This is a genomic window from Streptomyces sp. NBC_01092, from assembly GCF_045039535.1.
Lineage (GTDB): Bacteria > Actinomycetota > Actinomycetes > Streptomycetales > Streptomycetaceae > Streptomyces.
Genome location: NZ_CP108659.1, coordinates 2,682,059 through 2,708,014, shown reverse-complemented (window position 1 = coordinate 2,708,014; position 25,956 = coordinate 2,682,059). Strand labels below are relative to the sequence as shown.

The following is a 25,956-nucleotide window of genomic DNA, read 5'->3' as shown; positions in this document are numbered from 1 at the left end:
CATGCCCCGTGAACGAGCGAGGGCGTTTTACCGTTCCCTTACCCGACGGCCGATCGGGTCAGCCGCCATCACCCGGGTGACTGCGGTCGGCGCGCCTGTCGGACATCACCTCAATCGTCCAGGCTCCCCATGGTCAGATTCACGGTCGTTCCGGTCATCCCGCTCGCTTTGTCGGACGCCAGGAAGGCCGCCGTCGCCGCCATCTCCTCCAGTGTCATGAGCCGCCGCGGGTGGGTCCTGCCCGCGAGGAACTCCTGCCACTGCTCCCAGGTCATTCCCGTTGCCTCGGCGCGCGGCTCGAAGGCCTCCCTGATCGTGCGGGTCTGCGGCATGCCCTGGGGCCGCAGGCCGACCACGCGGATGCCGTGCGGTGCGAGTTCGGCGGACAGCGCCCGGGTGAGCGCCTCCTTGGCGGCCATCGCCGGACTGTAGCCGCCCACCAAGGGGATGCCCGTCCGTGAGTGAAGTGCGGTGACGGTCATGATCACCCCCGACCGGTTCGGGATCATCCGCCGGGCCGCGAGGCGCGCGGTCAGGAAGTACGACGTCGTATAGGCCGTGATCGGCCACGCGAACCGCTCGGTGTCGAGCTCGGTCAGCGGGACACCGAGAATCCCCGTGTTCGGGATGCCGACCGCGTTGAAGGAGATGTCGACGCGCCCCGCCGCGTCCGTCACGGACCGCAGGTGCCGGTCCACGGCCTGCTCGTCGAGCGCGTCCACCTCCGCGGCCTCGGCCGTTCCGCCGGCGGCGACGATGTCCTTGGCGACGATGTCGACGGGCGCCTTGCCGCGCCCGGTGAGAAAGACGACGGCTCCCTCGTCGGCGAAGGCGCGTGCGACAGCCCCGCCGATCCCGCCACCGGCTCCGTACACCACCGCGACCTTGTCCTTGAGCAGCATTTCGGGCTCCTCTCCACATTCCGTAGGTGTCGATGGTGTGGACACCACGGCCTCGGGAAAGTGGGCGCCCAGTTCGCTCCTCTTTCGGTGTCTGCACAGGATGGACCTACGACGAGGGAGGTGACTCGGGTGACAGCCGACCTGATCTCGAAGGCGCGGGCCGGGGACGGTGAGGCGTTCCGGGAGCTCACCGAGCCGCACCGCCGGGAGCTCCAGGTGCACTGCTACCGGATGCTCGGATCCCTGCAGGACGCCGAGGACGCCCTCCAGGACACGCTGCTCGCCGCCTGGCAGGGCCTCGAAGGGTTCCAGGGACGTGCCTCGATCCGCACCTGGCTGTACCGGATCGCCACCAACACCTGTCTGAACGCGCGTCGTTCGGCGAGTCGGCGCCCGGCGAGGGCGTGGGACATGTCCGGGGTCGAGCCGCCCGAACCGACGCGGCTCGGCGAGGTCGTATGGCTGGAGCCGTTTCCCGACGCCCTGCTGGAGGGGGCGATCGACGTGCCGCCCGGCCCGGAGGCCCGTTATGAGCAGACCGAGGCCATCTCCCTGGCCTTCGTGACCGCTCTTCAGGCGCTGCCGCCCCGGCAGCTCGCGGTGCTCGTCCTGCGCGACGTCCTCGGATTCCGCGCCGGCGAGGTGGCCGACATGCTCGACTCGACCGTCGATTCCGTCCACAGCGCTCTCAAGCGGGCCCGCGCCGGTCTGAAGGGCCGCCGTCCGCCGGGCGATCAGCGGCCGGCGGCACCCGGCTCGTCCAGCGAGCAGGCGCTCGTGGCGCAGTTCGTCCGTGCCTACGAGTCCGGGGACCCGGACGCGCTGGTCGCCCTGTTCACCGACGACGTGTTCCTGTCCATGCCGCCGATTCCCCTGGAATACGAGGGCCGCGACGTCGTGGGCCGGGTCTTCGCGGGCATCTTCCGCTCGGGCCGCCGGGTCGACCTCGTGCCGACGCGGGCCAACGGCCAGCCGGCGTTCGGGGCCTATCTGCGGGCCGTCACCGGCATCCGCCACGGCGCCGGGCTGTTCGTGCTCACCCTCACCGGCGACCGGATCGACGCCTTCACCCGCTTCGACGCGGGAGTGCTCCCCTGGTTCGGGCTGCCGCGCTCGCTCCCGAGCCGCTGAGGGCCCGGGAGCGAGCGCGGCAGCCCGGCCACGGCGGCGTGCTGCTACGGCACCACCACGATCTTCCGGCCCACTCCCGACGCGAACTGCTCGAGCGCCTGCGGGTAGCGGTCCAGCGGGATCCGGTCGCTGATGAAGATCTCGGGGTCGAGGACACCGTTCGCGAACAGCTCCGCCGCGCGTTCGAAGCTGTGCAGGACCGCCATCGAACCGGTGATCGTGATCTCCTGGTTGTAGATGCGGTACGGGTCGATCGTGACGCGCGTCGCGTAGTCCGCCACGCCGAACTGAAGGAACGTGCCCGCCTTCGCCACCCGGTCCAGGCCGTCCTGGATCGCCGCCGCGTTGCCCGTGGCGTCCACGACCAGGTCCCAGCCCTGCGGGCGGTCCAGCTCGTCCGGGTTCGCGGCGGAGGCCGAGACACCGAGGCTGCGTGCCGTCTCCAGACGGGCCGGGTTCACGTCCACCACGTCCACGCTGGCCGCGCCGGTCCGCTTCGCCAGCTCCAGCATCATCAGGCCCATGGTGCCGGAGCCGTAGATCAGGACGTGGGCGCCGAGCCGGGACTTCAGGACGTCGTAGCCGCGCACCGCGCACGAGAGGGGCTCCACCAGGGCCGCGTCCTGGGTGCGGACGTGCTCGGGGAGCTTCACGCAGTTCGCCACGGGGGCGACGGCGAACTGCGCTGCCCCGCCGGCGGTGGTCACTCCGATCGCCGCCCAGCGCTCGCAGAGGTTGTTGTGGCCCGTACGGCAGTAGCGGCACTCGTAGCAGTACAGCGACGGGTCGACCGCGACCCGGTCGCCCACCGCGACCTCGGTGACCCGGGTGCCGACCCCGACCACCTCGCCGGCGAACTCGTGCCCGGGCACGATCGGCAGCTTCGGCGCGAACTCGCCCTGGAGGATGTGCAGATCGGTGCCGCACAGCCCGCAGGCCGCCACCTCGACGACGACCTCGCGGGGCCCTGGCGTCGGGTCCGGGACCTCGGCGACGACGGCCTTGCCCACGGACTCGATGACGGCGGCCTTCATTTCACGGCTCCCAACGACAGGCCCTGGACCAGCTTGTCCTGGGCGGCGAACCCCGCGGCGAGCACCGGCAGGGAGATGACGAGCGACGCGGCGCACACCTTCGCCAGGAACAGGCCCTGGCTGGTGATGAAGCCGGTCAGGAAGACGGGGGCGGTCTCCGCCACCACGCCGGTCAGTACTCGGGCGAACAGCAGCTCGTTCCAGCTGAAGATGAAGCAGATCAGGGCCGTCGCGGCGATGCCCGGGAGGGCGATGGGCGCCACGACGCGGGTCAGGATCGTCGGCAGCTTCGCGCCGTCCACCCGTGCCGCCTCGATGATCGCGACGGGGATCTCGGCGAGGAAGGAGTGCATCATCCACACCGCGATCGGCAGGTTCATGGAGGTGTAGAGGATGACCAGCAGCCATATGTTGTCGAGCATGTCCGTGTTCTTCGCGAACAGGTACAGCGGCAACAGGCCCGCCACGGCCGGCAGCATCTTCGTCGACAGGAAGAAGAACAGGACGTCCGTCCACTTCTTCACCGGGCGGATCGACAGGGCGTAGGCGGCCGGGAGGGCGAGGACCAGGACGAACAGCGTCGACGCCACCGACGCCACCGTCGAGTTGATCAGCGCCGGCCAGGGGCTCGCGCCGCCGCCCGCGCCGAAGAACTCGCGGTAGCCGTCCAGCGTCAGCGACGCGGCGAAGGACGGCGGGTTGGTCGCCGCGTCCGCCTCGGAGTGGAAGGACGTCAGCGCCATCCACGCGATCGGCAGGAAGAACAGGATCCCGAGCAGCCAGGCCACCAGGCCGAGGCCCGCTCCCTTGCGGCGGCTGCGAAGTCGTACGGCCACGTCACTCATGCGCGCGACACCTCCTCGCGGAACAGGGACGACACCACGCGCAGCGCGAAGGTCGCGATGATGATCGAGCCGATGACCACCAGGACGCCCGCGGCCGAGGCGAGGCCGTTCTCATGGGCCTGGTAGAAGCTCTGGTAGACGGTGTACGGGAGGTTCGCGGTGCCCAGGCCGCCCGAGGTGATGGTGAACACCGCGTCGAAGTTCTGGACGATGTAGATCGAGCCCAGCAGGGCGCCGAGTTCGAGATAGCGGCGCAGGTGCGGGAGCGTCAGGTGGCGGAAGATCTGCCAGTCGCTCGCGCCGTCGACCCTCGCCGCCTCGATCTGCTCGTGGTCGCGGCTCTGCAGGCCGGCCAGCAGGATCAGCATCATGAACGGCGTCCACTGCCAGACCAGGGAGGCCTCCACCGCGAGCAGCGGGGTGTTGGAGATCCAGTCGGGCTGTGGTCCGCCCACATAGTGCAACAACCCATTGAACAGGCCGTATTCGGGGTTGTAGAGCACATGTTTCCAGAGCAGGGCCGCCGCCACCGGGACCACCAGGAAGGGGGCGATCAGCAGGGTGCGGACCACACCCCGGCCCTTGAACTTCCGGTCCAGGAGCAGTGCCAGGACCAGACCCAGGACCAGGCTGGCCAGCACCACCGCGGCGGTGAGCAGCACGGTCGTCCACACCGAGTGGCGCAGGTCGGCGTCGGTGAGGACTTCGCTGTAGTTGTCCAGGCCGGCGAAGTGCCGGGCGTCCGGGTAGAGGGCGTTCCAGTCGAAGAACGAGATCACCAGCGTCGCCACGAACGGCAGCTGGGTCACCACGATCATGAAGATGAGGGCGGGCAGCAAGGGGGCCCGGGTCGCCCAGGCGCGCAGCCGGGCGGAGGGCGGACGGGTCGTACGCACGGGTGTCGTGGCCACGGGGGCCGTAGTGGTCGCTGTCATCGCCCCTCGTACTCCTCGGAGATCTTCTCGGCGAGCTGCTGGGACTTCTTCAGGGCCGACTCGACGGACTGGCGTCCGGCGATGGCCGCGCTGATCTCCTGGGAGACCTTGGTGCCGAGATCGGTGAACTCGGGGATGCCGACGAACTGGATGCCGGGCGCGGGCCGCGCCTGGACACCGGGGTCGCTCGGGCGGGCGCCCTCGATGGCCTCCTTCGTCATCTCCTGGAAGGCGGCCGCCTCCTCGCGGTAGGCCGGGTTGGCGTACGTGGAGGCCCGCTTGCCGGCTGGCACGTTGGACCAGCCGATCTCGTCGCCGACCAGCTGCTCGTACTGCTTGCTGGACGCCCAGGACACGAACTTCCAGGCCTTGTCGGGATTGCGGGAGGCCTGCTGGATGCCCCAGGCCCAGGTGTAGAGCCAGCCGGAGGACTCCGTCTTCTCGACGGGGGCGGGCGCGTAGCCCACCTTGCCCTTGACCGGGCTGTTGGCCGCCTCCAGGGAACCGGCCGCGGAGGTGGCGTCGTACCACATGGCGACCTTGCCCTGGGTCATGTTGTTCAGGCACTCGGCGAAGCCGGACTGGGCCGCTCCCGACTCACCGTGCTCGCGCACGAGGTCGACATAGAACTTCGTCGCCTTCTCCCACTCGGGGGAGTCAAGGCGGGCCTTCCAGCCCTTGTCGAACCAGGTGCCGCCGAAGGTGTTCACGACGGTGGTGAGCGGGGCCATCACCTCGCCCCAGCCGGGCAGGCCGCGCAGACAGATGCCCTTCATGCCCGCCTCGGCGCCGTCCACCTGCGCGGCGAGGTCCGCCACCTGCTGCCAGGTGGGGTGGGCGGGCATCGTCAGGCCCTCCTTCTCGAAGAGGTCCTTGCGGTACATCAGGAAGGACGACTCGCCGTAGAAGGGCTGGCCGTAGAGCTTGCCGTCGTCGCCGGTCAGGGACTGGCGCATCGGCTTGAGGACGTCCTGCTCGTCGTAGCCCGGGTCCTTGGCGACGTAGGAGTTCATCTCCCGCAGCCAGCCGTTGCGGGCGTAGATCGGTATCTCGTAGTTGGAGAGCGTGGCCACGTCGTACTGGCCCGCCTGGTTGGCGAAGTCCTGGCTGATCTTGTCGCGGACGTCGTTCTCGGGCAGGACGGTGAAGTTGACCTTGATGCCGGTCTCTTCGGTGAAGCGGGGGGCGAGCTTCTGGAGCTCTGTCATCTGGGGGTTGTTGACCATCAGGACGTTGATGGCGTTGCCCCCGGAGCCGGCCCCGCCCGCTCCGACCCAGCAGCCGGAGAGCAGCGGGGCGAGCAGCGTCCCTGCGGCGGCCATGGCGAGCGTGGCTCGCGGTGGCCGTCGTCGGCTCTGGGTTCGCATGGATCGCTCCTGGACATGAAGGGGATATATGGGGGGATAAAGGGCAGCCGGAGGTACGGCTGACCCAGGGGAGTGGGTGTTTCTCAGACGCGGATGACCTGGGGGCCCAGCAGTGAGTAGCGGTGTGCCTCGGCCGCCGGGAGCAGCGTGCTCGTCACGATCGTCTCCAGCGTGGAGATGTCCGCGAACCGGCAGAAGCTGACCGCTCCGAACTTGGTGTGCACACCCGCGAACACCGTGCGGCGCGCGGCCCGGATCGCCTGCGCCTTGACCTCGCTGACGGCCGGATCGGGGGTGGTCAGGCCGTGCTCGCGGGAGATGCCGTTGGCGCCGATGAACGCCAGGTCGACGACGAAGCCGGCCAGCATCTTGGTCGTCCAGTGGTCGACCGTGGCGAGCGTGCCGGACCGCACCCGGCCGCCGAGCAGCAGCACGGAGGCGTTCTCGGTCTCGGCGAGCGCGCCCGCGACCGGCAGGGACGCGGTGACCACGGTCAGCGGCCGGTCCAGAGGCAGGGCCTCGGCGATGAGCTGTGGGGTGAAGCCCTCGTCGACGAAGACCGTCTCCGCGTCCCCCAGCAGCTCGGCCGCGGCGCTCGCGATCCGGCGCTTCTCGGGGACATGGCTGGTGGCGCGGAAGGCGAGCGTCGTCTCGAAGCCGGCGCTCTCCACCGGGTAGGCACCGCCATGGGTACGGCGGAGCAGTCCGTGGTCCTCCAGGAGGCGCAGATCCCGCCGTACGGTCTCCTTCGCCACGCCCAGCTCGGTGGCGAGCGCGGTGACGTCGACCGAGCCGTCACGGCGTGCGGCCAGCACGATCTCGCGTTGGCGTTCCTCCGCCGTTCTCGTGGTCATGGCCGACACTCGCATTCCGCTTGGCTGCCCGTTCGGGCCCGATGAGGCCTTGGGGGAAGTTCTACAGCGGGTTGTCCGGCACTGACCAGCTCTGTTGCAGGTCCGATGCTGCCCGTGTGTGCCCGTTCACCGTGTGCTGTGACCGTCTCGGACCTGCGTGGTTGCGGTGGAGCGCGTGGGATCGGGCGCGTACGGCGCCCGAATGAGGGGGCGGACGGGCCCGTTCGGTGCCCGTCCGCCCCTTCGCGGCTGCTCGTTTTCGGTCAGTACGGCCAGATCGGCGGGTCGCTCACGAAGTGGCCGCCCAGGTAGGCCTGCGCGATGTTCTCCGGGTCGAGCTCGCCCTGCTCGGCGATCAGCTTCTCGGCGTACGGCTCGGAGTCGTCCTGCGGCTCGTAGCCGAGGGAGCGGGCGCTGCTCAGGTCCCACCACAGCCGGGTGTTCGCGGAGGAGCCGTAGACGACCGTGTGCGCGACGCCCTCGGCGGTCAGGGCCGCGTGGAAGAGGCGGGCGCCGTCGGCCGGACTCATCCACACCGAGAGCATGCGGACGCTGGTCGGCTCGGGGAAGCACGAGCCGATGCGCACGGACACCGTCTCCAGGCCGTGCTTGTCCCAGTAGAACTGCGCGAGGTCCTCGCCGAAGGACTTGGACAGGCCGTAGAAGGTGTCAGGGCGGCGCGGGGTGTCGATGGGGATCAGGGCGCTCGCGTCGTGCGGGGCGGTGCCCTCGGGGCGGGGCGTGAAGCCGACCGCGTGGTTGGAGGAGGCGAAGACGACCCGTCCGACGCCCTCCTCGCGGGCCGCCTCGTACAGGTTGTACGTGCCCTCGATGTTCGCCCGGAGGATCTTCTCGAACGGGGCTTCCAGGGAGATGCCCGCGAGATGGATGATCGCGTCGACGCCCCGCACGGCCTCGCGCAGCGCCTCCCGGTCGGCGAGGTCGGCGACGATCGCGTCCGCCGCGCCCTCGACGGGGCGCAGATCGAGCAGCCGCAGCTCATAGCCGTACGCCGGGAGCAGGTCCCGCATCAGGGTGCCGAGGCCGCCGGCGGCGCCGGTGAGCAGAACGGTGCGGGGGGCTGGCATCCTCGGGTCTCCTTGAGTTCAGGGCCGTATTCATGCACGGTATTCACATTCATGGACAAGCTAAGGATCACCGACCTTTCTCGTCAAGGCTGGTGCAGCCTGCGTTCATAAACGTAAACTTTGATCAGAATGCCGTATGCAGTCAGCAGTCGTCATCGTTCCTGCGCAGCCGTCCTCGTTCTAGGGAGAGCCCGTGACGCCAGCCCCCCTCGCCGCACGCCTGAGCATCCCCGGCGGGCCGCTGTTCTTCCCGGTCACCGCCTACGGCCCCGACGGCTCGGTCGACCTCGACACCTACCGCACCCATGTGCGCCGCGGCGTCGAGGCCGGGGCCGCCGCCGTGTTCGCGTGCTGCGGCACCGGCGAGTTCCACGCCCTCACGCCCGAGGAGTACGAGGCGTGCGTGCGGGCGGCCGTCGAGGCGACGCAGGGCCGCGTGCCGGTCGTCGCCGGCGCCGGGTACGGCACCGCTCTCGCCGTCAGGTACGCCCGGCTCGCCGAGGGAGCCGGCGCCGACGGGCTGCTCGCCATGCCGCCGTATCTCGTCGTCGCCGGGCAGGAGGGGCTGCTGCGGCACTACCGGGAGATCGCCGCGGCCAGCGAACTCCCCGTCATCGTCTACCAGCGCGACAACGCCGTGTTCACCCCGGAAACCGTCGTCGAACTGGCCCGCACGGACGGCGTCATCGGCCTCAAGGACGGCCTCGGCGACCTGGACCTGATGCAGCGGATCGTCAGCGCCGTACGCAGCGAGTTCCCCGGCGAGTTCCTCTACTTCAACGGCCTGCCGACCGCCGAACAGACCCAGCTCGCCTACCGCGCCCTCGGCGTCACGCTCTACTCCTCCGCCGTGTTCTGCTTCGCCCCGGAGATCGCCCTCGCCTTCTACGAGGCGCTGGAGGCGGGCGACGACACCACGGCCAACCGCCTCCTGGACGGCTTCTACCGCCCGTTCGTCGAACTGCGCGCCCAGGGCCGCGGATACGCCGTCGCCCTCGTCAAGGCGGGCGTACGGCTGCGCGGGCTCGACGTCGGGGAGGTCCGGCCGCCGCTGCACGAGCCGAGCGAGGACCATGTCAAGCAGCTCGCCCAGGTGATCGAGCGCGGCTACACACTGCTGGAGAAGGACCCGGAGGAGACCAAGTGAAGGCGTCGGCATTCGTCTACCCCTGGGACGTCAACGGAGATCCGGAGGCACCCGCAAGGATCGCCGCCCTCGGCGTGCGCCAGGTGACGCTCGCCGCCGCCTACCACTCCACCCGCGCCCTCACCCCCCGCCACCCGCGCCACCGCATCGTCACCGCCGAGCACGCGGCCGTCCTGTACCCGACGGACGCCCGGTGGGAGGGCCGTGAGCTGCGCCCCTACCCGGCCGGGGACTGGGCGCCCGCGGACGCCTTCGGTGAGGCGGCCGCCGCGCTCACGGACGCCGGCCTGGAGGTGCACACCTGGGTGGTCCTCGCGCACAACTCCCGCATGGGCGCCGACCATCCGGACACCTCGGTCGTCAACGCCTACGGCGACCGCTACCCGTGGGCCCCGTGCATCGCACAGCCCGCCACGCGCGCGTACCTCGTCGACCTGGCCGCCGAGGCCGCCGTACGGCCCGGGGCACGCGGCACCGAGCTGGAGTCCCTCGGCTGGTACGGGCTCCAGCATCTGCACGCCCACGACAAGACCGCCGGGGCCCCGCTCGGGGACGCCGGGCACTACCTGATGGCGCTCTGCTTCTGCCCGACCTGCAAGGAGGGCTACGGCGACCAGGGTCTGGACGCCGACGAGCTGGCGGCCGCCGTACGGGACGCCCTTCAGCCGCTGTGGCAGGGGACGCAGGAGGACGAGGGCTGGGCCGGGGTCGAGAAGCTGCTCGGTTCGCGGACGGCGGCGGCCACGCGCGCGTGGCGGGACGCAACTGCCAGCACCCTCCAGGAGGCGGCCGTCCGGGCGGTTCGCGAGGCTGCTCCCGACGGCTTCCAGGTGCTGCTGCACGCCGACCCGGTGACCTACCACGTCGGCGCCAACGCCGGGGTCGACCCCGCGCACATCCTGTCCGTCGCGGACGGCGTGGTCGTGCCCTGCGCGGGCGGCCCCGGCCTGCTCACGCCCTTCGCCGAGCAGGGGCGCGAGGGCGCGGTCATCGCCGCCAACCTCGGCGTGGTCTCCGGGATGGGCGGCAGCCCGGGCACCCTCGCGTCGGACGCGGCACGCGCGCGTGAACTGGGCGCCACTCAGATCCGGCTCTATCACGCGGGGTTGGCGTCCGACGGGGACCTGGTGGCGGTCCGGGACGGGCTCGCCGCGCTCTGAAGCAGCGGGACGGCGGCCAGCAGCCACGCCGGGCCGAGGACGGCCAACAGCAGCCGCACGTCGAGCAGTTCGACCAGGGCTGCCCCCGCCGCGAGCCCGATGACGTTCGGCGAGAACACGAGCGTGTTGGCCGTGGCGGCCGTACGTCCGAGCAGGGCGTCCGGTGTCTCGCGCTGCACGGCGGTGAGCGCGGCGATCAGCACACAGGGCAGCCCCGCGCCGATCGCCGCGCTGCAGACCAGGGCCACCGGATCGGACGGGATCGCGCGCAGGCCTGCCGCGGTGGCCGTCAGGACGATGCCGTACGCGGCGAAACGGCGTTCGCCGAGCAGGCGCAGGAGGGGGCCCGAGAGCAGCCCGATCGCGACCGAACCGGCGCCCTGGACGGCGTACAGCACACCGGCGTACGCGGGGTCGTGCCCGAGGCTGTCGATGACGGCGTAGATCGTCGCCCCGCTGAGCCCGGCGAACAGCATGGTGGTGCCGCCGGCCAGGACGAGCGGGCGCAGCCGGGGGTGCGTCCACAGGTGGCGGGCGCCCTCGGTCATCTGCTCACGCCGGCCGCCGGCCGGCGCCTCCGGCGTGCTCTCGCGCATGCGCAGGCAGGCGTACAGGCCGGTCGCGAGCACGAACGTGACGGCGTCGAGCAGGGCTACGCTCGCACCGCCGTACGTCGCGTAGACACCGGCGCCGGCCAGCGGCGCGAGGAGTTTCATGCCCTCGGTGGCCGTCATGCGCAGCCCGTTGAAGTCGCCGAGCAGGGGCGCGGGGACGGCGCTCGCGACCAGGGCGGACTCGGCGGCGTCATGGACGACGCCCGCGGCGCCGTAGACGAACAGGACCGCGAAGAGCAGCCAGACCCGGTCCCGTGAGTCGACCGCGAAGAGGGTGGGCAGCAGGGCGGCGAGGAGCAGGTTCACGCCGATCAGCAGGGGCTTTCGGTGGGCGCGGTCGGCGAGCGTGCCGAGGAGCGGGCCGGCCAGGGTGGGCGCCCACATGGCGAGCATGCACAGCGCGGCCAGGCCGTCGGAACCGGTGAGGTCCTTCACCCATACGCCGGAAGCCAGCCACAGCGCCGAGGTGCCGAAGCCGGAGACCACACTTCCGGCGAGATAGAGGCCGGCGTTGCGGTCGCGCAGGACACGGGCGAGTGCCCAGGTGGTGATCGTCGTCATGTCAGGCCACTGTGCGGCTAAGGCAGGGGCGTGGGGATCGGGTAAGTGCCTTAGACGGCGCGGGCTTCGTGCCGCGCGCCGTAGGGCGGGCGGCGGGAATCCGTCGGAAGCTGTCGATTCAGCCACTGGGGCGGATGAGGGCCCGCTCATAGCGTGGTGAACCGTCCAAGTCATCCATGGGAAAAGGCACTTCGCATGCAGTACGTCGCGCCCATCGGCGTCGGTCTCCTCTACGCCCTTCTGATGTCCCTCATCCGGGAGCCGCACCGGCGGCGCTTCAACGCGGTCATGGTCGCCGGAGCGGGCGCCGCCTATCTCAGCGGCGGCGGTCTGGGCGGCTGGGAATTCGCGTTCACCGTGGTGGCCACCTATGTCGCCTATCGCGGCCTGGACTCGTGGACCTTCATCGGCATCGCCTGGCTGCTGCACACCGCGTGGGACATCGTCCACCACATCAAGGGCAACCCGATCATCCCCTTCCTCCACACCTCGTCACTGGGCTGCGCGATCTGCGACCCGGTGATCGCGCTGTGGTGCTTCGCGGGCGGGAAGACGCCGCGGGAGCTGCTGGCGTGGGTGCGGGGAGGTCGGAGGCCTGGGCGTGAGGCGGTCCGACCGGTTCCCTCGGCCGCACGCGCCGGATCGACTCCCCGTCGGCGATGAGTTTCGCCGCCCGGGCCGGTCCACCTCTCAGGAAGCGATCTGTGAGGAGCCCGCACATGACCGACACGACGCTCGACCTCGGACCGCAGACCCGGGTCGTCGCCCGCCTCGCCGAAGCCGTCACCGACAAGCAGCTCTCGGCGTCGACGCCCTGCCCCGACATGGCGGTACGCAATCTGCTGGGCCACCTGCTCGGCCTGTCCGTCGCCTTCCGCGACGCCGGCCGCAAGGACCTGGGCCCCACGACCGACACCAGCCCGGAAGCCGCGGCCCCGGACATCGGCCCCGGCTGGCGCGAGGAGCTGCCCAAGGTGCTCGACGAACTGGGCGAGGTGTGGCGCGACCCGGACGCCTGGACCGGCATGACCCGCGCGGGCGGCGTCGACCTGCCGGGGGCGGTGGCGGCCGCGGTGGCCGCCGACGAGCTGGTGATCCACGCCTGGGACCTGGCCGTGGCCACGGGACAGCCGTACGCCCCGGACCCGGCGGCCCTCCAGATGTCCTACGACTTCCTGCGCGCCGCCGCCGACGCCGGGGACCGCGGCGGCGGCATCTTCGGCCCCGTGGTCCCGGTACCGGACGCGGCGCCGCTACTGGACAGGGCGGTGGGGCTGAGCGGACGGGATCCGGGGTGGCGTCGGCCGTAGCGAAGCCGCGGAGAGCGGGCGCAGGGGACCCGCGAAAGTCCCCTGCGCCCGCCCGAAGGGGCCCCTGCCCGATGAGGCAGGCCCTCCGCGTTCGCCTGACGCGGCCCCTACGACTGTGCCGAGGGACCGGGCAGCACGCCGGAGATCCGCAACAGCTTGCCCTGCCGGTTGCTGACGTAGATCCGGCCCTTGTCGCGGTCCAGCGCGATGCCGCAGACCCCGCCGAGACCGTCGGCCACCACGCGCTGAAGGCCCTTGGCCCCGCCGTCGGCCACGACGACCTCGTGCAGCCTGCCGCCGGCCGAGTCGCAGACGTAGGCGTTGACCGCGCGATCCAGCGCTACGCGGACGCTGTGCCCGAGGTTGGTGGCCACGCCCCGCGGGGCGCCGCCGTCTGCCGTCAGGTCGACCTCGTACACCCCGCCGAGGTCGTACTGGCCGACATATGCCTTGCCCCCGTTCAACGCCACTCCGGCGGCCCTCGGCACGTCCCAGGTGCGCTGCTGCCGCGCCGGTCGGCTGCTCAGGTCGAGCTCGATCAGCTTCCCGCTCTCGACGTCGGTGACATAGGCCTTGTTGGCGGGCAGGTCCAGCGCGACGCCGTACGCGTGCATGCCCTCGGCGACCGTGACCGGAGGGGCGGAGCGGTCGGACAGGTTCACCGTGAACAGGCGCTTGCCGCCGTAGTCGGCGACGTAAGCCTTGTTGCCCGGCAAATCCAGCGCCACATCGTTGACCTGTCCCAGCTTCTCCAGGACCCAGTCCGGCTTCCCGCGGGCGAGATCCACCTGGTACAGCTTGCCGCCGTTGTACCTGTCGGTGACGTACGCCTTTTGGTTCACCAGGTCCAGCGCGAGGCCATCGGCCGTCCCCAACCCGGTGGCGAGCTCGACGGGAGCCGCTCTCGGGGTCTCTTGCGTTTTGCCGTCGCCCTTGTGAAGAGGATGATCCTTCATATCGAAATTGAGCTTTTCAAGCTCGAACACCTCGTGCACCCCGGCGAGGGTGGAAACGACCTCGGCTTCCCCTCTTTGCGCGAACGGCTTGCCTTCATCGGTCAGGTCGAAGGTCTCCGTGGGCGTACCGGTCTCGCCGAGTTTCCATGCGATCACCTTGGCGTACTTCGGTTCCCGGGCCTGCGGGCCGCCAGGGCGGGTCTCCTTGACCTCTACCGGCTCGGGGTAATACAAAGCGACCCACCCACCGAAGGAGACAGGGAATTCGTAGTCGAACCTCCTCACCTGACGTCGCTGCGTGGCCAGGACATCCACCCGACTGCCGACTTCCCCGCTCAGCGTGGACGATGTTTTGAACGAAGTGGTCAACGAACCACTGACGGAAGCGGTGATTCCCAGCATCAGCTGTGCCGACAGTTCCCCGGTGCCCGTGGCGGTACTCGTGGCCGTTGTCGTGCTTGTCGCCTGTGACTGAGACTCCGAGTCAACACCCTGATTGTCCTTGCTGTTCTTCAGGGTGATCTTCTCGGATTGGTTCGTCGCCATGCTCTTCTGCAATTGCTGCTGCAGCGATGCGGTGACTTTTGCCCCGAAAGTGAGCTGGACCTGTCCCTGGAGTGACCAGCTGATCGTGTTCGAAATCGAGAATTCGACGGTGTGTGACCATTTGGTGGGGGTGGGGTCGGTTCGATTGACGTACGTCTGCTTGGAGATCACGTCGGGAGGGGGCTGTGCGATGTCGCCCCGCTCTTCGACGAGCGGTACCCCCACCGTCATGTAGGCGAGCCACCCGCGCTGGTGTGCCGCGTCGTCCCCATCGGGAAAGTCGCCGAATCGCCCCTTGTTCAGGGAAAACCCGGTGGGAGCGATGTACCGATCCGTGCCATCCGGTGACTTCCTCTCTGCTTTCCTCTTCAGTTTTTCCTTGTACCGCTCCAGGATGGCAGGGGCCTTGTCGGCAATGTGGAGCTCCTTCAGGTTTCGCCCTGTCAGTGGGTGGCGGATGAACCGTTCGCCAAGAAGAGCCGTACTCACGTTGTTCTTGGTGGCGCCGCTCATGCCTTCTGGCCTCCCTCGGTCGTCCCGTCGGCAGTCCTTTTGACGTTCCTGACCGATTCGCGGTTGTCCTTTCTCAATTCTTTCAGTTCTTCGTCGCTGACCTTGGGCCGGTCATCGTCCCTGATCTCCGCATCCACCTTTTTGAATGCCTCGTCCTTGGCCGCCGACGCCATCCCGGACGTCGATTCGGGGTCTTCGCTGGATTCCTGCTGCTTGGCGGCTGCTGTCTGGGTGTTCTTGAACAGGGGGGTGATGAAGTTGTTCATGATGTTGAGCGCCTCGGGCGACGTTTCACGCACGATCTTCGGGTCCCGCGCAGCTTCCGGAATGCCGTCGTAGAGCTCCGGGTCAACCCCTTCCCGTTCGGGTCGGGCGCCAGGAATATCCTCGGATACCTTTCGAGCGGACTCTTCGGCGGACTTGGCTTCATTTCCGCCGCTGTCGAAAATGTTCCTGAAAGACATGAACTTCCCTCCGGGGCTTCTCGATGAGCGCAAGATCACCAGGATCTTCGCGTGCTTGCCTACCCCCCTGTTGATCGATCTATCCAGCCCGGACCTGCGGTTTCTCGCCAGTCGCCTGGCTGCGGGCCGGCTGTGGCGTTGCTATTCGGGGCACCATGACGGCTGAAATTGATCCACGATTGGTTTCCGATTGAATGATGCTCCGAAATGACCCCGCCTGCGACCTGCGATGACCAGATTGAGGGGGCGATTCGGACTGTTGTCGAACTGCAGATTGAGTTGAGTCCTGGCCAGCGCGGTGGTCCCCGGCAAAGAGCCGAAAATTGTGGTCTCTGATTACCGGTCGGATGCGAGTTCGGAAGCATTGGAGAGTCGAAGAGGTCCTCAGGGTGTCCGAGTGATGGGTGGGACACCTGGTGGCGGCACAGCGGCCCGACGTCGCCCCCCGGCGGCCCGACGTCGGCCCCCGGCGAAGGCCACCCGCCCCACGCCCGCTCGGCCCCAACTCCCGGCCGGCCCCCACCACTTCCTTTTGTCAGAAGCATTGACGAAACGCGGGGCCCCTCCTACCTTCATCGCGTCGTACCTCGTACGTCATATATGAGACGCGATACGTGAGATCCGATACGCGAGCCCCACCCCCTGGGGCCCGCGAAGATCCGAGAGGCGCGCATGACCTCTGTGCCCACGCCGATCCCCTCCCGCACGCAGTTCGTGCAGGAGGAGATCAAACGCCGCATCCTCACCGGGCAGTTGACGCCGGGGCAGGCCCTGGTGGAGACCGAGCTCGCCGCGCAGTTCGGGGTGTCGAAGACCCCGGTGCGCGAGGCGCTCAAGACGCTCGCCGGGACCGGGCTGGTCGTGATGAACCAGTACAAGGGCGTCACGGTGCGCATGGTGGACGCGGACATGGCGCGCGAGGTCTACGACGTGCGGCTGCTGCTGGAGCCCGAGGCGCTCAAGCGGGCCGTGCGGCGCGGGGCCTCCCTCGATGCCGCCCGCGACGCGCTGACCCGGGCCGACGAGGCCGGCGACACCGCCGAACGCTCCCTCGCCAACCGGGAGTTCCACCGCGCCCTGTATCTGCCGTGCGGCAACCCGCTGCTCGGCCGGATGCTCGACGAGGTCCGCGACCAGGCCGCCCTCGTCTCCGCCGTCGCCTGGGCCGCCTCCCCCTCCTGGGAGCGCGAGGCCGGCGAGCACCGGGAGATCCTGCGGCTGGCGCTCGAAGGGGACGCGGACGGCGCCGCGCGCGCCCTGCACGCCCACATCGCGTCGTTCGTGCAACGGGCCTTCCCGGACGCGGGAGTCGAGGCCCAGGGAGAGGACGGCCCGGCATGACAACGACGTTCGAGCCCCAGCGGACGTCCCTGGCCGACGTGGTGGCGATCCCGGTGACCCCGTTCGCCGAGGACGGCCGCGTGGACCAGGACGCCCACCGGGCCCTGCTGCGTCGTCTGCTCGACGGGGGCGTCACCACCCTCACCCCCAACGGCAACACCGGCGAGTTCTACGCCCTCACCCCCGAAGAGCGCCGCCTCGTCACCGAGTTGACCATCGAGGAGGCGGGGAAGCGCGCCGCCATCCTCGTCGGCGTCGGCCACGACGTGCCCACCGCCGTCGCCTCCGCACAGCACGCCCGCGAACTCGGCGCCCAGATGGTGATGGTCCACCAGCCCGTCCACCCGTACGTCTCCCAGAACGGCTGGGTCGACTACCACCGCGCCATCGCGGCGGCCGTGCCCGAGCTCGGCGTCGTGCCCTACCTTCGCAACGCCCAGCTTGCCGGCGCCCGCCTCGCCGAACTCGGCGACGCCTGTCCGAACGTCATCGGCGTGAAGTACGCAGTCCCGGACGCCGCCAAGTTCGCCGCCTTCGCGCGGGACGCTGGGCTCGACCGCTTCGTGTGGGTCGCGGGTCTCGCCGAGCCGTACGCACCCTCGTACTTCTCCGCGGGAGCGACGGGCTTCACCTCCGGACTCGTGAACGTCGCCCCGTCCGTCTCGCTGAACATGATGGAAGCGCTTCGATCCGGCGACTATCCGGCCGCCATGAAGGTCTGGGAGCAGATCCGCCGCTTCGAGGAGCTGCGCGCCGCGAACGGCTCCGCCGACAACGTCACCGTCGTCAAGGAGGCCCTCGCCTCCCTCGGCCTGTGCCGCCGCGACGTGCGCCCGCCGAGCAGGGAACTGCCCGAGGACGGGCGCGCCGAGGTCGCCGCGATAGCCGCCGGGTGGTCCATATGACCGACAGGATCGAGACGACCGGCCGAAAGCGCCCCGAAGAACTCAGAAGCCATCAGTGGTACGGCACCGAGGGCCAGCTGCGCACCTGGTCGCACAACGCCCGCATGCGCCAGCTGGGGTACGAGGCGGAGGAGTACCGGGGCCGTCCGGTGATCGCCGTCCTCAACACCTGGTCGGACATCAACCCCTGCCACGTCCATCTGCGCGAGCGCGCCGAGGCGGTCAAGCGGGGGGTGTGGCAGGCCGGGGGCTTCCCGCTCGAATTCCCGGTCGCCACGCTCTCCGAGACGTACCAGAAGCCGACCCCGATGCTCTACCGCAACCTCCTCGCCATGGAGACGGAGGAGCTGCTGAGGTCGTACCCGATCGACGCGGCGGTGCTGCTCGGGGGCTGCGACAAGTCGACACCGGCGCTGCTCATGGGCGCCGCCTCGGCCGACGTACCGTCGATCTTCGTGCCCGCGGGGCCGATGCTGCCGGGGCACTGGCGCGGTGAGACCCTCGGGTCCGGTACCGACATGTGGAAGTACTGGGACGAGCACCGCGCCGGCAACCTGACCGACTGCGAACTCCGCGCACTCCAGGGCGGGTTGGCGCGCTCACCCGGTCACTGCATGACCATGGGGACCGCGTCCACGATGACCGCGGCCGCGGAGGCCCTCGGCATGACGCTGCCCGGCGCCTCCTCGATCCCTGCCGTCGACTCGGGGCACGAGCGCATGGCCGCCGCCTCCGGGCGCCGCGCCGTGGAGCTCGCGTGGACCGGCCTCCAGCCCTCCGGGATCCTCACCCGCGAGGCCTTCGAGGACGCCGTCACCACGGTGCTGGGGCTCGGCGGCTCCACCAACGCCGTGATCCACCTGATCGCGATGGCGGGCCGAGCGGGGATCAAGCTCACCCTCGACGACTTCGACCGCATCGCCCGCACCGTCCCGGTGCTGGCGAATGTGCGGCCCGGCGGGCGGACGTACCTCATGGAGGACTTCCACTTCGCCGGCGGTCTGCCCGCCTTCCTCTCCCGGATCACCGACCTGCTGCACCTGGACCGGCCGACGGTCAACGGCACCCTGCGGGAGCAGCTTCAGGGCGCCGTCGTCCACGACGACGACGTCATCCGCACCCGAGAGAACCCGGTCGCCGGCGAGGGCGGCGTCGCCGTGCTGCGCGGCAACCTCTGCCCGGACGGCGCCGTCATCAAGCACATCTCCGCCGAACGGCACCTGCTGAAGCACACCGGGACCGCGGTCGTCTTCGACGACTACAAGACGATGCAGCGGACCATCAACGACCCGTCCCTGAACATCACCGCCGACAGTGTGCTGGTGCTCCGCAACGCCGGGCCCAAGGGCGGTCCGGGGATGCCCGAGTACGGCATGCTGCCGATCCCCGACCATCTGCTGAAGCAGGGCGTACGGGACATGGTGCGGATCTCCGACGCCCGGATGAGCGGCACGAGTTACGGCACGTGTGTGCTCCACGTGGCGCCGGAGTCGTACGTCGGCGGACCGCTGGCCCTGGTCCGGACAGGGGACACCATCACCCTGGACGTCAAGGCCCGCACCCTCCAACTCAACGTGGACGACGAGGAGTTGGAGCGCCGCCGGACCGAGTGGACACCGCCGCCCGCGCGCTTCGAGCGCGGCTACGGCGCGCTCTACAACGAACAGATCACCCAGGCCGACAGCGGCTGCGACTTCGAGTTCCTCGCGCGGCCCGGCAAGGTGCAGGACCCGTACGCCGGTTGAACCACCCCCTCGACCGCAGCTCAGCTCAGCTCCGTTTGGTCGAGATCCCGAACAATGATCGGAAAGCGCTTCCGGCACGTCGCACGCAAGACGTACGAGAACGGAGAACTGTCATGGCCCAAGCCGCAGCCGTGGCGAAACCGCCCGCGCCACCCCGGCGGCGCCGTGCCTCCGCCACCCCGCGCAGGCTCCCGTATCTGCTGATCGCCCCGGCGGGCCTGCTCATGCTGGGTTTCATCGCCTACCCGGTGATCAGCGTCTTCTACTACAGCCTGCAGGAGTACAACCCCACCAAGCCGTGGCGGAACGGCTTCACCGGCTTCGACAACTTTGTCCACGCCTTCACCGAGGACCCGCTGTTCTGGGACACGCTGGTCTTCAGCGCCAAGTGGGTGTTCGTCGAGGTCGGGCTCCAGCTGCTGTTCGGGCTCGCCCTCGCGCTGATCGTCAACCAGACGTTCGTGGGCCGGGGGCTGGGCCGCGCGCTCGTGTTCTCCCCGTGGGCCGTCTCCGGTGTGCTGACCTCGGCGATCTGGGTGCTGCTCTACAACTCCCAGACGGGCATCACCCGTTACCTCGCCGACGTCGGCATCGGCTCCTACGGCACCAGCTGGCTGTCGGACACCTCCACCGTGTTCCCGGCGGCGATCGTCGCCGACCTGTGGCGCGGCGTGCCCTTCTTCGCGATCCTCATCCTCGCCGACCTCCAGTCCGTCTCGAAGGACCTGTACGAGGCCGCCGAGGTCGACGGGGCCAGCCGCATCAAGCAGTTCTGGCACATCACGCTGCCCCACCTCAAGGACGCGATCGTCCTGTCCACGCTGCTGCGCGCCGTGTGGGAGTTCAACAACGTCGACCTGCTCTACACCCTGACCGGCGGCGGACCGGCGGGCGAGACCACGACACTCCCGCTCTACATCGCCAACACCAGCGTCGACGCACACAACTTCGGCTACGCGTCCGCCCTGACGACGGTCGCGTTCGTGATCCTGCTCTTCTGCTCGATGGTCTATCTGCGGCTGAGCAAGTTCGGAGGTGAGGACAAGTGAGCGTGAAGGAAGCCACCAAGGCCGCGCCCGCGCCGATGCGCGCCGCCCCCGAACCGCCGCGTACGACGAAGCGGCACCGCGCCTGGGACGAGGCCCCGCGCCGGCAGATCTATCTCCCGCTGTCGATCTACCTGGTCTTCACCGTCATCCCCTTCTACTGGATCCTGCTGTTCTCCCTGCGCCCGGCCGGCTCGACCTCGCTCGTGCCCTGGCCGATGACCTTCGACCACTTCGAGAAGGTCTGGACGGAGCGGTCGTTCGGTACGTACTTCCAGAACAGCGTCCTCGTCGGCCTCGCCACCCTGCTGATGACGACCCTCGTCGCGCTGGCCGGCGGCTATGCCCTCGCGCGCTTCAACTTCAAGATCAAGCGGGCTTTCATGCTCGCCCTGCTCTGCTCCCAGTTCGTGCCGGGCGCGCTGCTGCTGGTGCCGCTGTTCGAGATCTTCGCCGAACTCCGGATGATCAACTCGCTGAGCAGCGTCATCATCGCGGAGACGGTCTTCCAGCTGCCGCTGTCGATGATCCTGATCAGCAACTTCATCAAGAACGTGCCGTACTCCCTGGAGGAGGCGGCCTGGGTCGACGGCTGCAACCGGATGACGGCGTTCAGGATCGTCGTGCTGCCCCTGCTGCGGCCCGGTCTGATCGCCGTCGGCTCCTTCGCCTTCGTGCACTCCTGGAACCACTTCCTGTTCGCCCTGATGTTCCTCAACAACCAGGAGAAGCAGACCATCCCGGTCGGCCTCAACACCCTGATGGGCGCGGACAGCGTCGACCTCGGCGCGCTCGCCGCGGGCGGCATCATCGCGGCCGTACCCGTGGTGATCGTGTTCGCCTTCATCCAGAAGTGGCTGATCACCGGCTTCAGTGCGGGGGCGGTGAAGGGATGAGACTCCGTCAGGTCATTGCTCTGACCGCCCTGTTGGGACTGCTGGGCATCCCGGCCCACGCCGACGACGCCAAGAGCTCCGCCGGAAGTGCCGCGATGGGCCGTCGGTCGCAGACTGTGTCCGACCCGCTGAGCGACATCAGCCGCGACATCCTCGCCCCGAACGACGGCTGGGCGGCGGCCGACGGTGGTACCACGGGGGGTTCCACCGCCGACGACGCCCACGTCTTCACCGTACGCAACCGCAGTGAACTGGTCCGCGCCCTCGACGCGGGCAGCGCCACGCCGAAGATCATCAGGATCGCCGGCACGATCGACGCCAACACCGACGGCGACGGCGACCACCTGGACTGCGCCGACTACGCCACCGACGGCTACAGCACGAGCAAGTACCTGGCCGCCTACGACCCCCGTACCTGGGGCCCCGCCAAGCCCAGCGGCCCGCAGGAGGAGGCCCGCCAGGCATCGGCGGCACGGCAGGCCGAGCGGATCGAGCTCACCGTCGGCTCCCACACCACCATCGTCGGGCTCGGTACCTCAGCCGGCCTCAAGGGCGCGAGCCTCCAGCTCAAGGACGCGCACAACGTCATCGTCCGCAACCTCGAACTCCGCGACGCCTACGACTGCTTCCCTGTGTGGCAGCCCAACACAGGCGGCCTCGGTGACTGGAAGACGGCGTACGTCAACATGTGGCTGCGCGGCGCCACACATGTGTGGATCGACCATGTGACCCTCAGCGACAAGGGCCACTCGGACGAGCAGGAGCCCACCTACTTCGGCCGCAACTACCTCCGCCACGACGGCCTGCTGGACATCACCAACGCCTCCGACCTGGTCAATAGCTGGAACGGCACCGCCCTGCACCAGTCCGGGACCCTCTGGGGGTCCCCCCGGACGGAGTCTGGGGGAGGCTATCCGGTCGACCTGCTCGCGATCTACAACGCCTACAACTCCGGCAGCGAGCGCGACCTCACGGCCGACGTCGGCTGGACACCTACCCTGCACACAAAGATCGACAGCGCCGAGGCGGCCGACCGGGCCGTGGCACGCGGCGCGGGCGCAGGGAGGATCCCATGAGCACTGCCGTACCCATCGTGCTGGCGGGCGCGCGCGGCCACGGCCGCTGGCACCTGGACAACATCCGCCGGCTCCAGGACAAGGGCATCGTGCGGCTGGCGGGGATCTGCGAGCTGACCCCGCTCAGCGAGGAGGAGCTCCCCGAGGGCCTCGCCACACCTTCGGGTGCGCCGGAGCAGTCCGCCGACTTCGGCGCCCTCCTCGACTCCACCGGCGCGAGGGTCGCGGTCATCTGCACGCCGATCCCGACCCACACCGACCTCGCGCTGACGGCGGCCCGGCGTGGCGTGCACATCCTGCTGGAGAAGCCGCCCGCCCCGTCGTACGCCGAGTTCCGGCGCATGGCCGACGGGGTCGCCGAAGCCCGGGTCGCCTGTCAGATCGGGTTCCAGTCACTGGGTTCGCTCGCCGTGCCCGCGATCCGGACGCTGATGGCCGAGGGCGCGATCGGAGAGATCGCCGGTATCGGCGGGGCCGGTGCCTGGGCGCGTCCCGAGGCGTACTACCGGCGGGCGCCCTGGGCGGGCAGGCGCAGGCTGCACGGCGTCGACGTCATCGACGGGGTGCTCACCAACCCCCTCGCGCACGCCGTCGCCACCGCCCTCGCGCTGGGCGGCACGGTGCACGCCGCCGACGTCACCGGCATCGAGAGCGAGCTGCTGCGCGCCAACGACATCGAGTCCGACGACACCTCCTGCGTCCGCGTCACCACCACGCAGGACCGCCCGGTCGTCGTCGCCGCGACGCTGTGCGCCGAGGACCCCGACGAGCCGTACGTCGTCGTCCACGGCGATCAAGGCCGGATCACCTTCTGGTACAAGCAGGACCGCGTCCTGCTCCAGCGGGCGGGCCGCGGCCCCGAGGAGTTCGAGTACGGCCGCACGGACCTGCTGGAGAACCTGGTCGAGCACCTGAACGACGGCACCGACCTGCTGGTCGCACCCGAGGTGACCGGCGCCTTCATGAGGGTCGTTGACGCGATTCGACGGGCCCCAGACCCGACCCCGCTGCCCGCCGACGCCTGGCACCTGCTCCCCGGCGAGCGGCGCCGGGTCGTGCCCGGCATCGACGGTCTGGTCGCGGCCGCCGCCGACACCCTCGCCCTCTACTCCGAGCTGGGCGCCCCCTGGGCGCTCCCGGCGCGAACGAAAGAGGTGAGCACCTGATGACTCCCCACGACACCGCGGTGCTGCGCGTCGCGGGCCGACCGGTCGGCCGGTACGTCACCCGGCCCGAACTGCCGGCCCGCCTCTCCCCGCGCCCGTATCTGCACCCCGTCACCACCCTGGCCGGCACGGCGGTCACCGAGATCGGCCCCGCCGACCACATACACCACCTCGGCGTCGGTGTGGCCGTTCCCGACGTCGAGGGGGCCAACTTCTGGGGCGGACGCACCTTCGTGCGCGACCAGGGCCCGACGGAGCTGGACAACCACGGCGCCCAGCGGCACTCCGCCTTCCAGCTGCGCGACCCCGACGGCTTCGTCGAGGAACTGCGCTGGGTCGCGGCGGGGGCCGAGCTGCTGCGCGAGCGCCGTACGGTCGCCGCCACCGAACTCACCCGGTTCGCCTGGGCGTTGGACTTCACCTTCTCCCTGACCAACGTCACCTCCGACCCGCTGTCGATCGGCAGCCCCGCCACCAACGGCCGCCCCGGCGCGGCATACGGCGGTTTCTTCTGGCGGGCCCGCAAGGAGGCGTCGGCGCCGGAGGTGTTCACCGTCGACCGCGACGGCGAGCGGGAGATCCACGGGACAACCGCCCCCTGGGTGGCGCTCGCGGGCTCCACCTGGACCCTGATCTTCGCCGGGGCCACCGAACAGACCCGCCGGGACCCGTGGTTCGTGCGCGCCGAGGAGTACCCCGGCGTCGGCTCCTCCCTCGCGTCGCGGGAACGGCTGCCGATCCCGCCCGGTGAGACCGCCGTACGCCGGATCGTCACCGTCGTCGCCGACGGCCGGGTCAGCCGGCTCGAAGCGGCGTCCCTGGTCCGCAAGGCGGTGAGCCAGTGACCCCCGAGACGTACACCAACCCCGTCCTGAACGCCGACTGGTCCGACCCGGACGTCGTCCGCGTCGGCGACGACTTCTACCTCACCGCCTCCAGCTTCGGCCGCGCCCCGGGCCTACCCCTCCTGCACTCCCGCGACCTGGTCCACTGGACCCTGGTCGGCCATGCGCTGGACCGCCTGGAACCGGCGCACGAGTTCACCGGGCCGCGCCACGACTGCGGAGTCTGGGCCCCGTCGATCCGCCACCATCACGACCGCTTCTGGATCTACTGGGGCGACCCCGACCAGGGCATCTTCCAGGTCAACGCCCCCGAGATCCGCGGCCCCTGGACCCGCCCGCGCCTGGTGAAGCCGGGCAAGGGCCTGATCGACCCCTGCCCCCTGTGGGACGACGAGACGGGCGAGGCCTATCTCGTGCACGCCTGGGCCAAGTCCCGCTCCGGCGTCAAGAACCGCCTCACCGGCCACCGGATGCACCCCGACGGCACCGAACTCCTCGACGACGGCAAGCTGATCGTCGACGGCGACCGCATCCCCGGCTGGTTCACCCTCGAAGGCCCCAAGCTCTACCAGCACGACGGCTGGTACTGGATCCTCGCGCCCGCCGGGGGAGTGGAGACCGGCTGGCAGGGCGCCTTCCGCTCCCGCGCGTTCTTCGGGCCGTACGAGGAGAAGATCGTCCTCGAACAGAAGGACACCGACGTCAACGGCCCGCACCAGGGCGGCTGGGTGCGCACCCGGTCCGGTGAGGACTGGTTCCTGCACTTCCAGCAGCGCGGAGCGTACGGCAGGGTCGTGCACCTGCAGCCGATGAGCTGGGGTACGGACGGCTGGCCGGTGCTCGGCGACGACGGTGCCCCCGTCGCCGTCCACCGAAGGCCCGACCTGCCGGCGCAGCCGCCCGCCGCGCCCGCCACCGACGACGACTTCCCCGGTGGGCGCTTCGGCCGCCAGTGGTCCTGGACCGCCAACCCCCAGGACGGCTGGGCCACCCAGCACTCCGGCGACGGTCTGAAACTGGCCTGCGTCCGCTCGGCCGACGCCCACGACCTGCGCTCAGTGCCGAGCGTCCTCACCCAGCGGCTGCCGGGCACGCCCTGCGCGGTCCAGGTCGAACTGCGGCTGGACAGCCGGGAGCCGGGGGCGCGGGCGGGGCTCGCGGTGCTCGGGGACGCGTTCGGCTGGATCGGGCTCCAGCGGGGCGCGGACGGGGAGGCACATGTCGTGCACCGGTTCGCGGAGGCGGTCGCGGACAGGGAACGGGACGCCGATCACGCGCGGCTCGCACCCGAGGGGTGGGTGCGGCTGCGGATCGAGATCGGTGCCGGGGCGCGCTGCCGGTTCTTCCACGACGTCGGACAGGGCCCGCGCCCGTCCGGTCCCGTCTTCGCCGCCACTGCCTGGCGCTGGGTCGGCGCTCTGCTCGGCCTGTTCGCCCTCGCGCCCGCCGGAGCAGGACATGCCGGCGCGGCAACCTTCTCGCACTTCAGGATCGACCCCCTGTAACGCA

24 protein-coding genes are annotated in these 25,956 nt (G+C 70.1%); 14 read left to right on the top strand and 10 right to left on the bottom strand.

Annotated features, from left to right (window positions below; all coding sequences use genetic code 11):
• Nucleotides 1-110 precede the first annotated feature (110 nt).
• Nucleotides 111-902, bottom strand: a complete 792-nt coding sequence (locus tag OG254_RS11970) for an SDR family NAD(P)-dependent oxidoreductase (protein ID WP_405580443.1) — start codon at nt 900-902, stop codon at nt 111-113.
• Nucleotides 903-1,031: 129 nt separating this feature from the next.
• On the opposite strand from OG254_RS11970, the gene OG254_RS11965 reads away from it, so the two are divergent.
• Nucleotides 1,032-2,033, top strand: a complete 1,002-nt coding sequence (locus OG254_RS11965) for a sigma-70 family RNA polymerase sigma factor (protein WP_405580441.1) — start codon at nt 1,032-1,034, stop codon at nt 2,031-2,033.
• A gap of 44 nt (nt 2,034-2,077) precedes the next feature.
• Here OG254_RS11965 and OG254_RS11960 read toward each other — a convergent pair whose 3' ends face one another.
• From OG254_RS11960 to OG254_RS11935, 6 genes are all read right to left on the bottom strand, one after another.
• On the bottom strand, nt 2,078-3,067 hold the full coding sequence (locus OG254_RS11960; protein ID WP_405580438.1) for a zinc-dependent alcohol dehydrogenase family protein: 990 nt from the start codon (nt 3,065-3,067) through the stop codon (nt 2,078-2,080).
• Nucleotides 3,064-3,912: a carbohydrate ABC transporter permease gene (locus OG254_RS11955; RefSeq protein ID WP_147996737.1), complete on the bottom strand. Its 849-nt coding sequence runs from the start codon at nt 3,910-3,912 to the stop codon at nt 3,064-3,066. Before OG254_RS11955 ends, OG254_RS11960 begins: the two co-directional genes overlap by 4 nt.
• The gene (locus tag OG254_RS11950) at nt 3,909-4,847 is read right to left on the bottom strand and encodes a carbohydrate ABC transporter permease (RefSeq protein WP_405580435.1); all 939 of its coding nucleotides are present in this window, start codon (nt 4,845-4,847) and stop codon (nt 3,909-3,911) included. Before OG254_RS11950 ends, OG254_RS11955 begins: the two co-directional genes overlap by 4 nt.
• Complete coding sequence (locus tag OG254_RS11945) at nt 4,844-6,214, bottom strand: ABC transporter substrate-binding protein (RefSeq protein WP_405580432.1); 1,371 nt, start codon at nt 6,212-6,214, stop codon at nt 4,844-4,846. The genes OG254_RS11950 and OG254_RS11945 overlap by 4 nt, the downstream gene beginning before the upstream one ends.
• A gap of 83 nt (nt 6,215-6,297) precedes the next feature.
• A complete protein-coding gene (locus tag OG254_RS11940) occupies nt 6,298-7,068 on the bottom strand; it encodes a DeoR/GlpR family DNA-binding transcription regulator (RefSeq protein ID WP_351195126.1) in 771 nt (256 codons plus the stop codon).
• 263 nt (nt 7,069-7,331) lie between these two features.
• Nucleotides 7,332-8,156 carry an NAD-dependent epimerase/dehydratase family protein gene (locus OG254_RS11935; RefSeq protein ID WP_405580430.1) on the bottom strand — a complete coding sequence of 275 codons (825 nt, stop codon included), beginning with the start codon at nt 8,154-8,156 and terminating at the stop codon, nt 7,332-7,334.
• Between the two features lie 193 nt (nt 8,157-8,349).
• On the opposite strand from OG254_RS11935, the gene OG254_RS11930 reads away from it, so the two are divergent.
• Nucleotides 8,350-9,303, top strand: a complete 954-nt coding sequence (locus OG254_RS11930; RefSeq protein WP_405580427.1) for a 5-dehydro-4-deoxyglucarate dehydratase — start codon at nt 8,350-8,352, stop codon at nt 9,301-9,303.
• Nucleotides 9,300-10,463 carry a hypothetical protein gene (locus tag OG254_RS11925; protein ID WP_405580424.1) on the top strand — a complete coding sequence of 388 codons (1,164 nt, stop codon included), beginning with the start codon at nt 9,300-9,302 and terminating at the stop codon, nt 10,461-10,463. Before OG254_RS11930 ends, OG254_RS11925 begins: the two co-directional genes overlap by 4 nt.
• Here the strand turns inward: OG254_RS11925 and OG254_RS11920 are convergent.
• Entirely contained in the window at nt 10,400-11,638 is a 1,239-nt protein-coding gene (locus tag OG254_RS11920) for an MFS transporter (RefSeq protein WP_405580422.1), read from the bottom strand. The two genes, OG254_RS11925 and OG254_RS11920, sit on opposite strands and share 64 nt — an antisense overlap.
• A 195-nt stretch (nt 11,639-11,833) precedes the next feature.
• On the opposite strand from OG254_RS11920, the gene OG254_RS11915 reads away from it, so the two are divergent.
• Nucleotides 11,834-12,301 (top strand): DUF6010 family protein, encoded by a 468-nt coding sequence (locus tag OG254_RS11915; protein WP_405580419.1) that lies wholly within the window; start codon nt 11,834-11,836, stop codon nt 12,299-12,301.
• A gap of 56 nt (nt 12,302-12,357) precedes the next feature.
• Nucleotides 12,358-12,948 (top strand): TIGR03086 family metal-binding protein, encoded by a 591-nt coding sequence (locus tag OG254_RS11910; protein WP_405580416.1) that lies wholly within the window; start codon nt 12,358-12,360, stop codon nt 12,946-12,948.
• A 107-nt stretch (nt 12,949-13,055) separates the two neighbouring features.
• Here the strand turns inward: OG254_RS11910 and OG254_RS11905 are convergent, their stop codons facing one another.
• Complete coding sequence (locus tag OG254_RS11905; protein ID WP_405580413.1) at nt 13,056-14,963, bottom strand: YncE family protein; 1,908 nt, start codon at nt 14,961-14,963, stop codon at nt 13,056-13,058.
• Complete coding sequence (locus tag OG254_RS11900) at nt 14,960-15,427, bottom strand: hypothetical protein (RefSeq protein WP_405580410.1); 468 nt, start codon at nt 15,425-15,427, stop codon at nt 14,960-14,962. The genes OG254_RS11905 and OG254_RS11900 overlap by 4 nt, the downstream gene beginning before the upstream one ends.
• A gap of 672 nt (nt 15,428-16,099) precedes the next feature.
• Here OG254_RS11900 and OG254_RS11895 point away from each other — a divergent pair.
• The 9 genes from OG254_RS11895 (at nt 16,100) to OG254_RS11855 (ending at nt 25,952) form a co-directional block, all read left to right on the top strand.
• On the top strand, nt 16,100-16,768 hold the full coding sequence (locus tag OG254_RS11895) for a GntR family transcriptional regulator (protein WP_405580408.1): 669 nt from the start codon (nt 16,100-16,102) through the stop codon (nt 16,766-16,768).
• The gene (locus OG254_RS11890) at nt 16,765-17,673 is read left to right on the top strand and encodes a dihydrodipicolinate synthase family protein (RefSeq protein WP_405580405.1); all 909 of its coding nucleotides are present in this window, start codon (nt 16,765-16,767) and stop codon (nt 17,671-17,673) included. Before OG254_RS11895 ends, OG254_RS11890 begins: the two co-directional genes overlap by 4 nt.
• Nucleotides 17,670-19,418: an L-arabinonate dehydratase gene (araD, locus tag OG254_RS11885; protein ID WP_405580402.1), complete on the top strand. Its 1,749-nt coding sequence runs from the start codon at nt 17,670-17,672 to the stop codon at nt 19,416-19,418. Before OG254_RS11890 ends, araD begins: the two co-directional genes overlap by 4 nt.
• 113 nt (nt 19,419-19,531) lie before the next feature.
• Nucleotides 19,532-20,467, top strand: a complete 936-nt coding sequence (locus OG254_RS11880; RefSeq protein WP_405580399.1) for a carbohydrate ABC transporter permease — start codon at nt 19,532-19,534, stop codon at nt 20,465-20,467.
• Entirely contained in the window at nt 20,464-21,360 is an 897-nt protein-coding gene (locus OG254_RS11875; RefSeq protein ID WP_405580396.1) for a carbohydrate ABC transporter permease, read from the top strand. The genes OG254_RS11880 and OG254_RS11875 overlap by 4 nt, the downstream gene beginning before the upstream one ends.
• On the top strand, nt 21,357-22,436 hold the full coding sequence (locus OG254_RS11870) for a pectate lyase (protein WP_405580393.1): 1,080 nt from the start codon (nt 21,357-21,359) through the stop codon (nt 22,434-22,436). The genes OG254_RS11875 and OG254_RS11870 overlap by 4 nt, the downstream gene beginning before the upstream one ends.
• Nucleotides 22,433-23,602 (top strand): Gfo/Idh/MocA family protein, encoded by a 1,170-nt coding sequence (locus tag OG254_RS11865; RefSeq protein ID WP_405580390.1) that lies wholly within the window; start codon nt 22,433-22,435, stop codon nt 23,600-23,602. The genes OG254_RS11870 and OG254_RS11865 overlap by 4 nt, the downstream gene beginning before the upstream one ends.
• Complete coding sequence (locus tag OG254_RS11860) at nt 23,602-24,447, top strand: PmoA family protein (RefSeq protein WP_405580388.1); 846 nt, start codon at nt 23,602-23,604, stop codon at nt 24,445-24,447. Before OG254_RS11865 ends, OG254_RS11860 begins: the two co-directional genes overlap by 1 nt.
• Entirely contained in the window at nt 24,444-25,952 is a 1,509-nt protein-coding gene (locus tag OG254_RS11855) for a family 43 glycosylhydrolase (RefSeq protein WP_405580385.1), read from the top strand. Before OG254_RS11860 ends, OG254_RS11855 begins: the two co-directional genes overlap by 4 nt.
• Nucleotides 25,953-25,956: the final 4 nt, after the last annotated feature.

Excerpts from the sequence above, each read along its gene's own strand:
- OG254_RS11970 (WP_405580443.1), bottom strand. The coding sequence starts at position 902 with ATGCTGCTCAAGGACAAGGTCGCGGTGGTGTACGGAGCCGGTGGCGGG.
- OG254_RS11960 (WP_405580438.1), bottom strand. The coding sequence starts at position 3,067 with ATGAAGGCCGCCGTCATCGAGTCCGTGGGCAAGGCCGTCGTCGCCGAG.
- OG254_RS11955 (WP_147996737.1), bottom strand. The coding sequence starts at position 3,912 with ATGAGTGACGTGGCCGTACGACTTCGCAGCCGCCGCAAGGGAGCGGGC.
- OG254_RS11950 (WP_405580435.1), bottom strand. The coding sequence starts at position 4,847 with ATGACAGCGACCACTACGGCCCCCGTGGCCACGACACCCGTGCGTACG.
- OG254_RS11945 (WP_405580432.1), bottom strand. The coding sequence starts at position 6,214 with ATGCGAACCCAGAGCCGACGACGGCCACCGCGAGCCACGCTCGCCATG.
- OG254_RS11940 (WP_351195126.1), bottom strand. The coding sequence starts at position 7,068 with ATGACCACGAGAACGGCGGAGGAACGCCAACGCGAGATCGTGCTGGCC.
- OG254_RS11935 (WP_405580430.1), bottom strand. The coding sequence starts at position 8,156 with ATGCCAGCCCCCCGCACCGTTCTGCTCACCGGCGCCGCCGGCGGCCTC.
- OG254_RS11920 (WP_405580422.1), bottom strand. The coding sequence starts at position 11,638 with ATGACGACGATCACCACCTGGGCACTCGCCCGTGTCCTGCGCGACCGC.
- OG254_RS11915 (WP_405580419.1), top strand. The coding sequence starts at position 11,834 with ATGCAGTACGTCGCGCCCATCGGCGTCGGTCTCCTCTACGCCCTTCTG.
- OG254_RS11910 (WP_405580416.1), top strand. The coding sequence starts at position 12,358 with ATGACCGACACGACGCTCGACCTCGGACCGCAGACCCGGGTCGTCGCC.
- OG254_RS11905 (WP_405580413.1), bottom strand. The coding sequence starts at position 14,963 with ATGAGCGGCGCCACCAAGAACAACGTGAGTACGGCTCTTCTTGGCGAA.
- OG254_RS11900 (WP_405580410.1), bottom strand. The coding sequence starts at position 15,427 with ATGTCTTTCAGGAACATTTTCGACAGCGGCGGAAATGAAGCCAAGTCC.
- OG254_RS11895 (WP_405580408.1), top strand. The coding sequence starts at position 16,100 with ATGACCTCTGTGCCCACGCCGATCCCCTCCCGCACGCAGTTCGTGCAG.
- OG254_RS11890 (WP_405580405.1), top strand. The coding sequence starts at position 16,765 with ATGACAACGACGTTCGAGCCCCAGCGGACGTCCCTGGCCGACGTGGTG.
- araD (WP_405580402.1), top strand. The coding sequence starts at position 17,670 with ATGACCGACAGGATCGAGACGACCGGCCGAAAGCGCCCCGAAGAACTC.
- OG254_RS11880 (WP_405580399.1), top strand. The coding sequence starts at position 19,532 with ATGGCCCAAGCCGCAGCCGTGGCGAAACCGCCCGCGCCACCCCGGCGG.
- OG254_RS11870 (WP_405580393.1), top strand. The coding sequence starts at position 21,357 with ATGAGACTCCGTCAGGTCATTGCTCTGACCGCCCTGTTGGGACTGCTG.
- OG254_RS11865 (WP_405580390.1), top strand. The coding sequence starts at position 22,433 with ATGAGCACTGCCGTACCCATCGTGCTGGCGGGCGCGCGCGGCCACGGC.
- OG254_RS11860 (WP_405580388.1), top strand. The coding sequence starts at position 23,602 with ATGACTCCCCACGACACCGCGGTGCTGCGCGTCGCGGGCCGACCGGTC.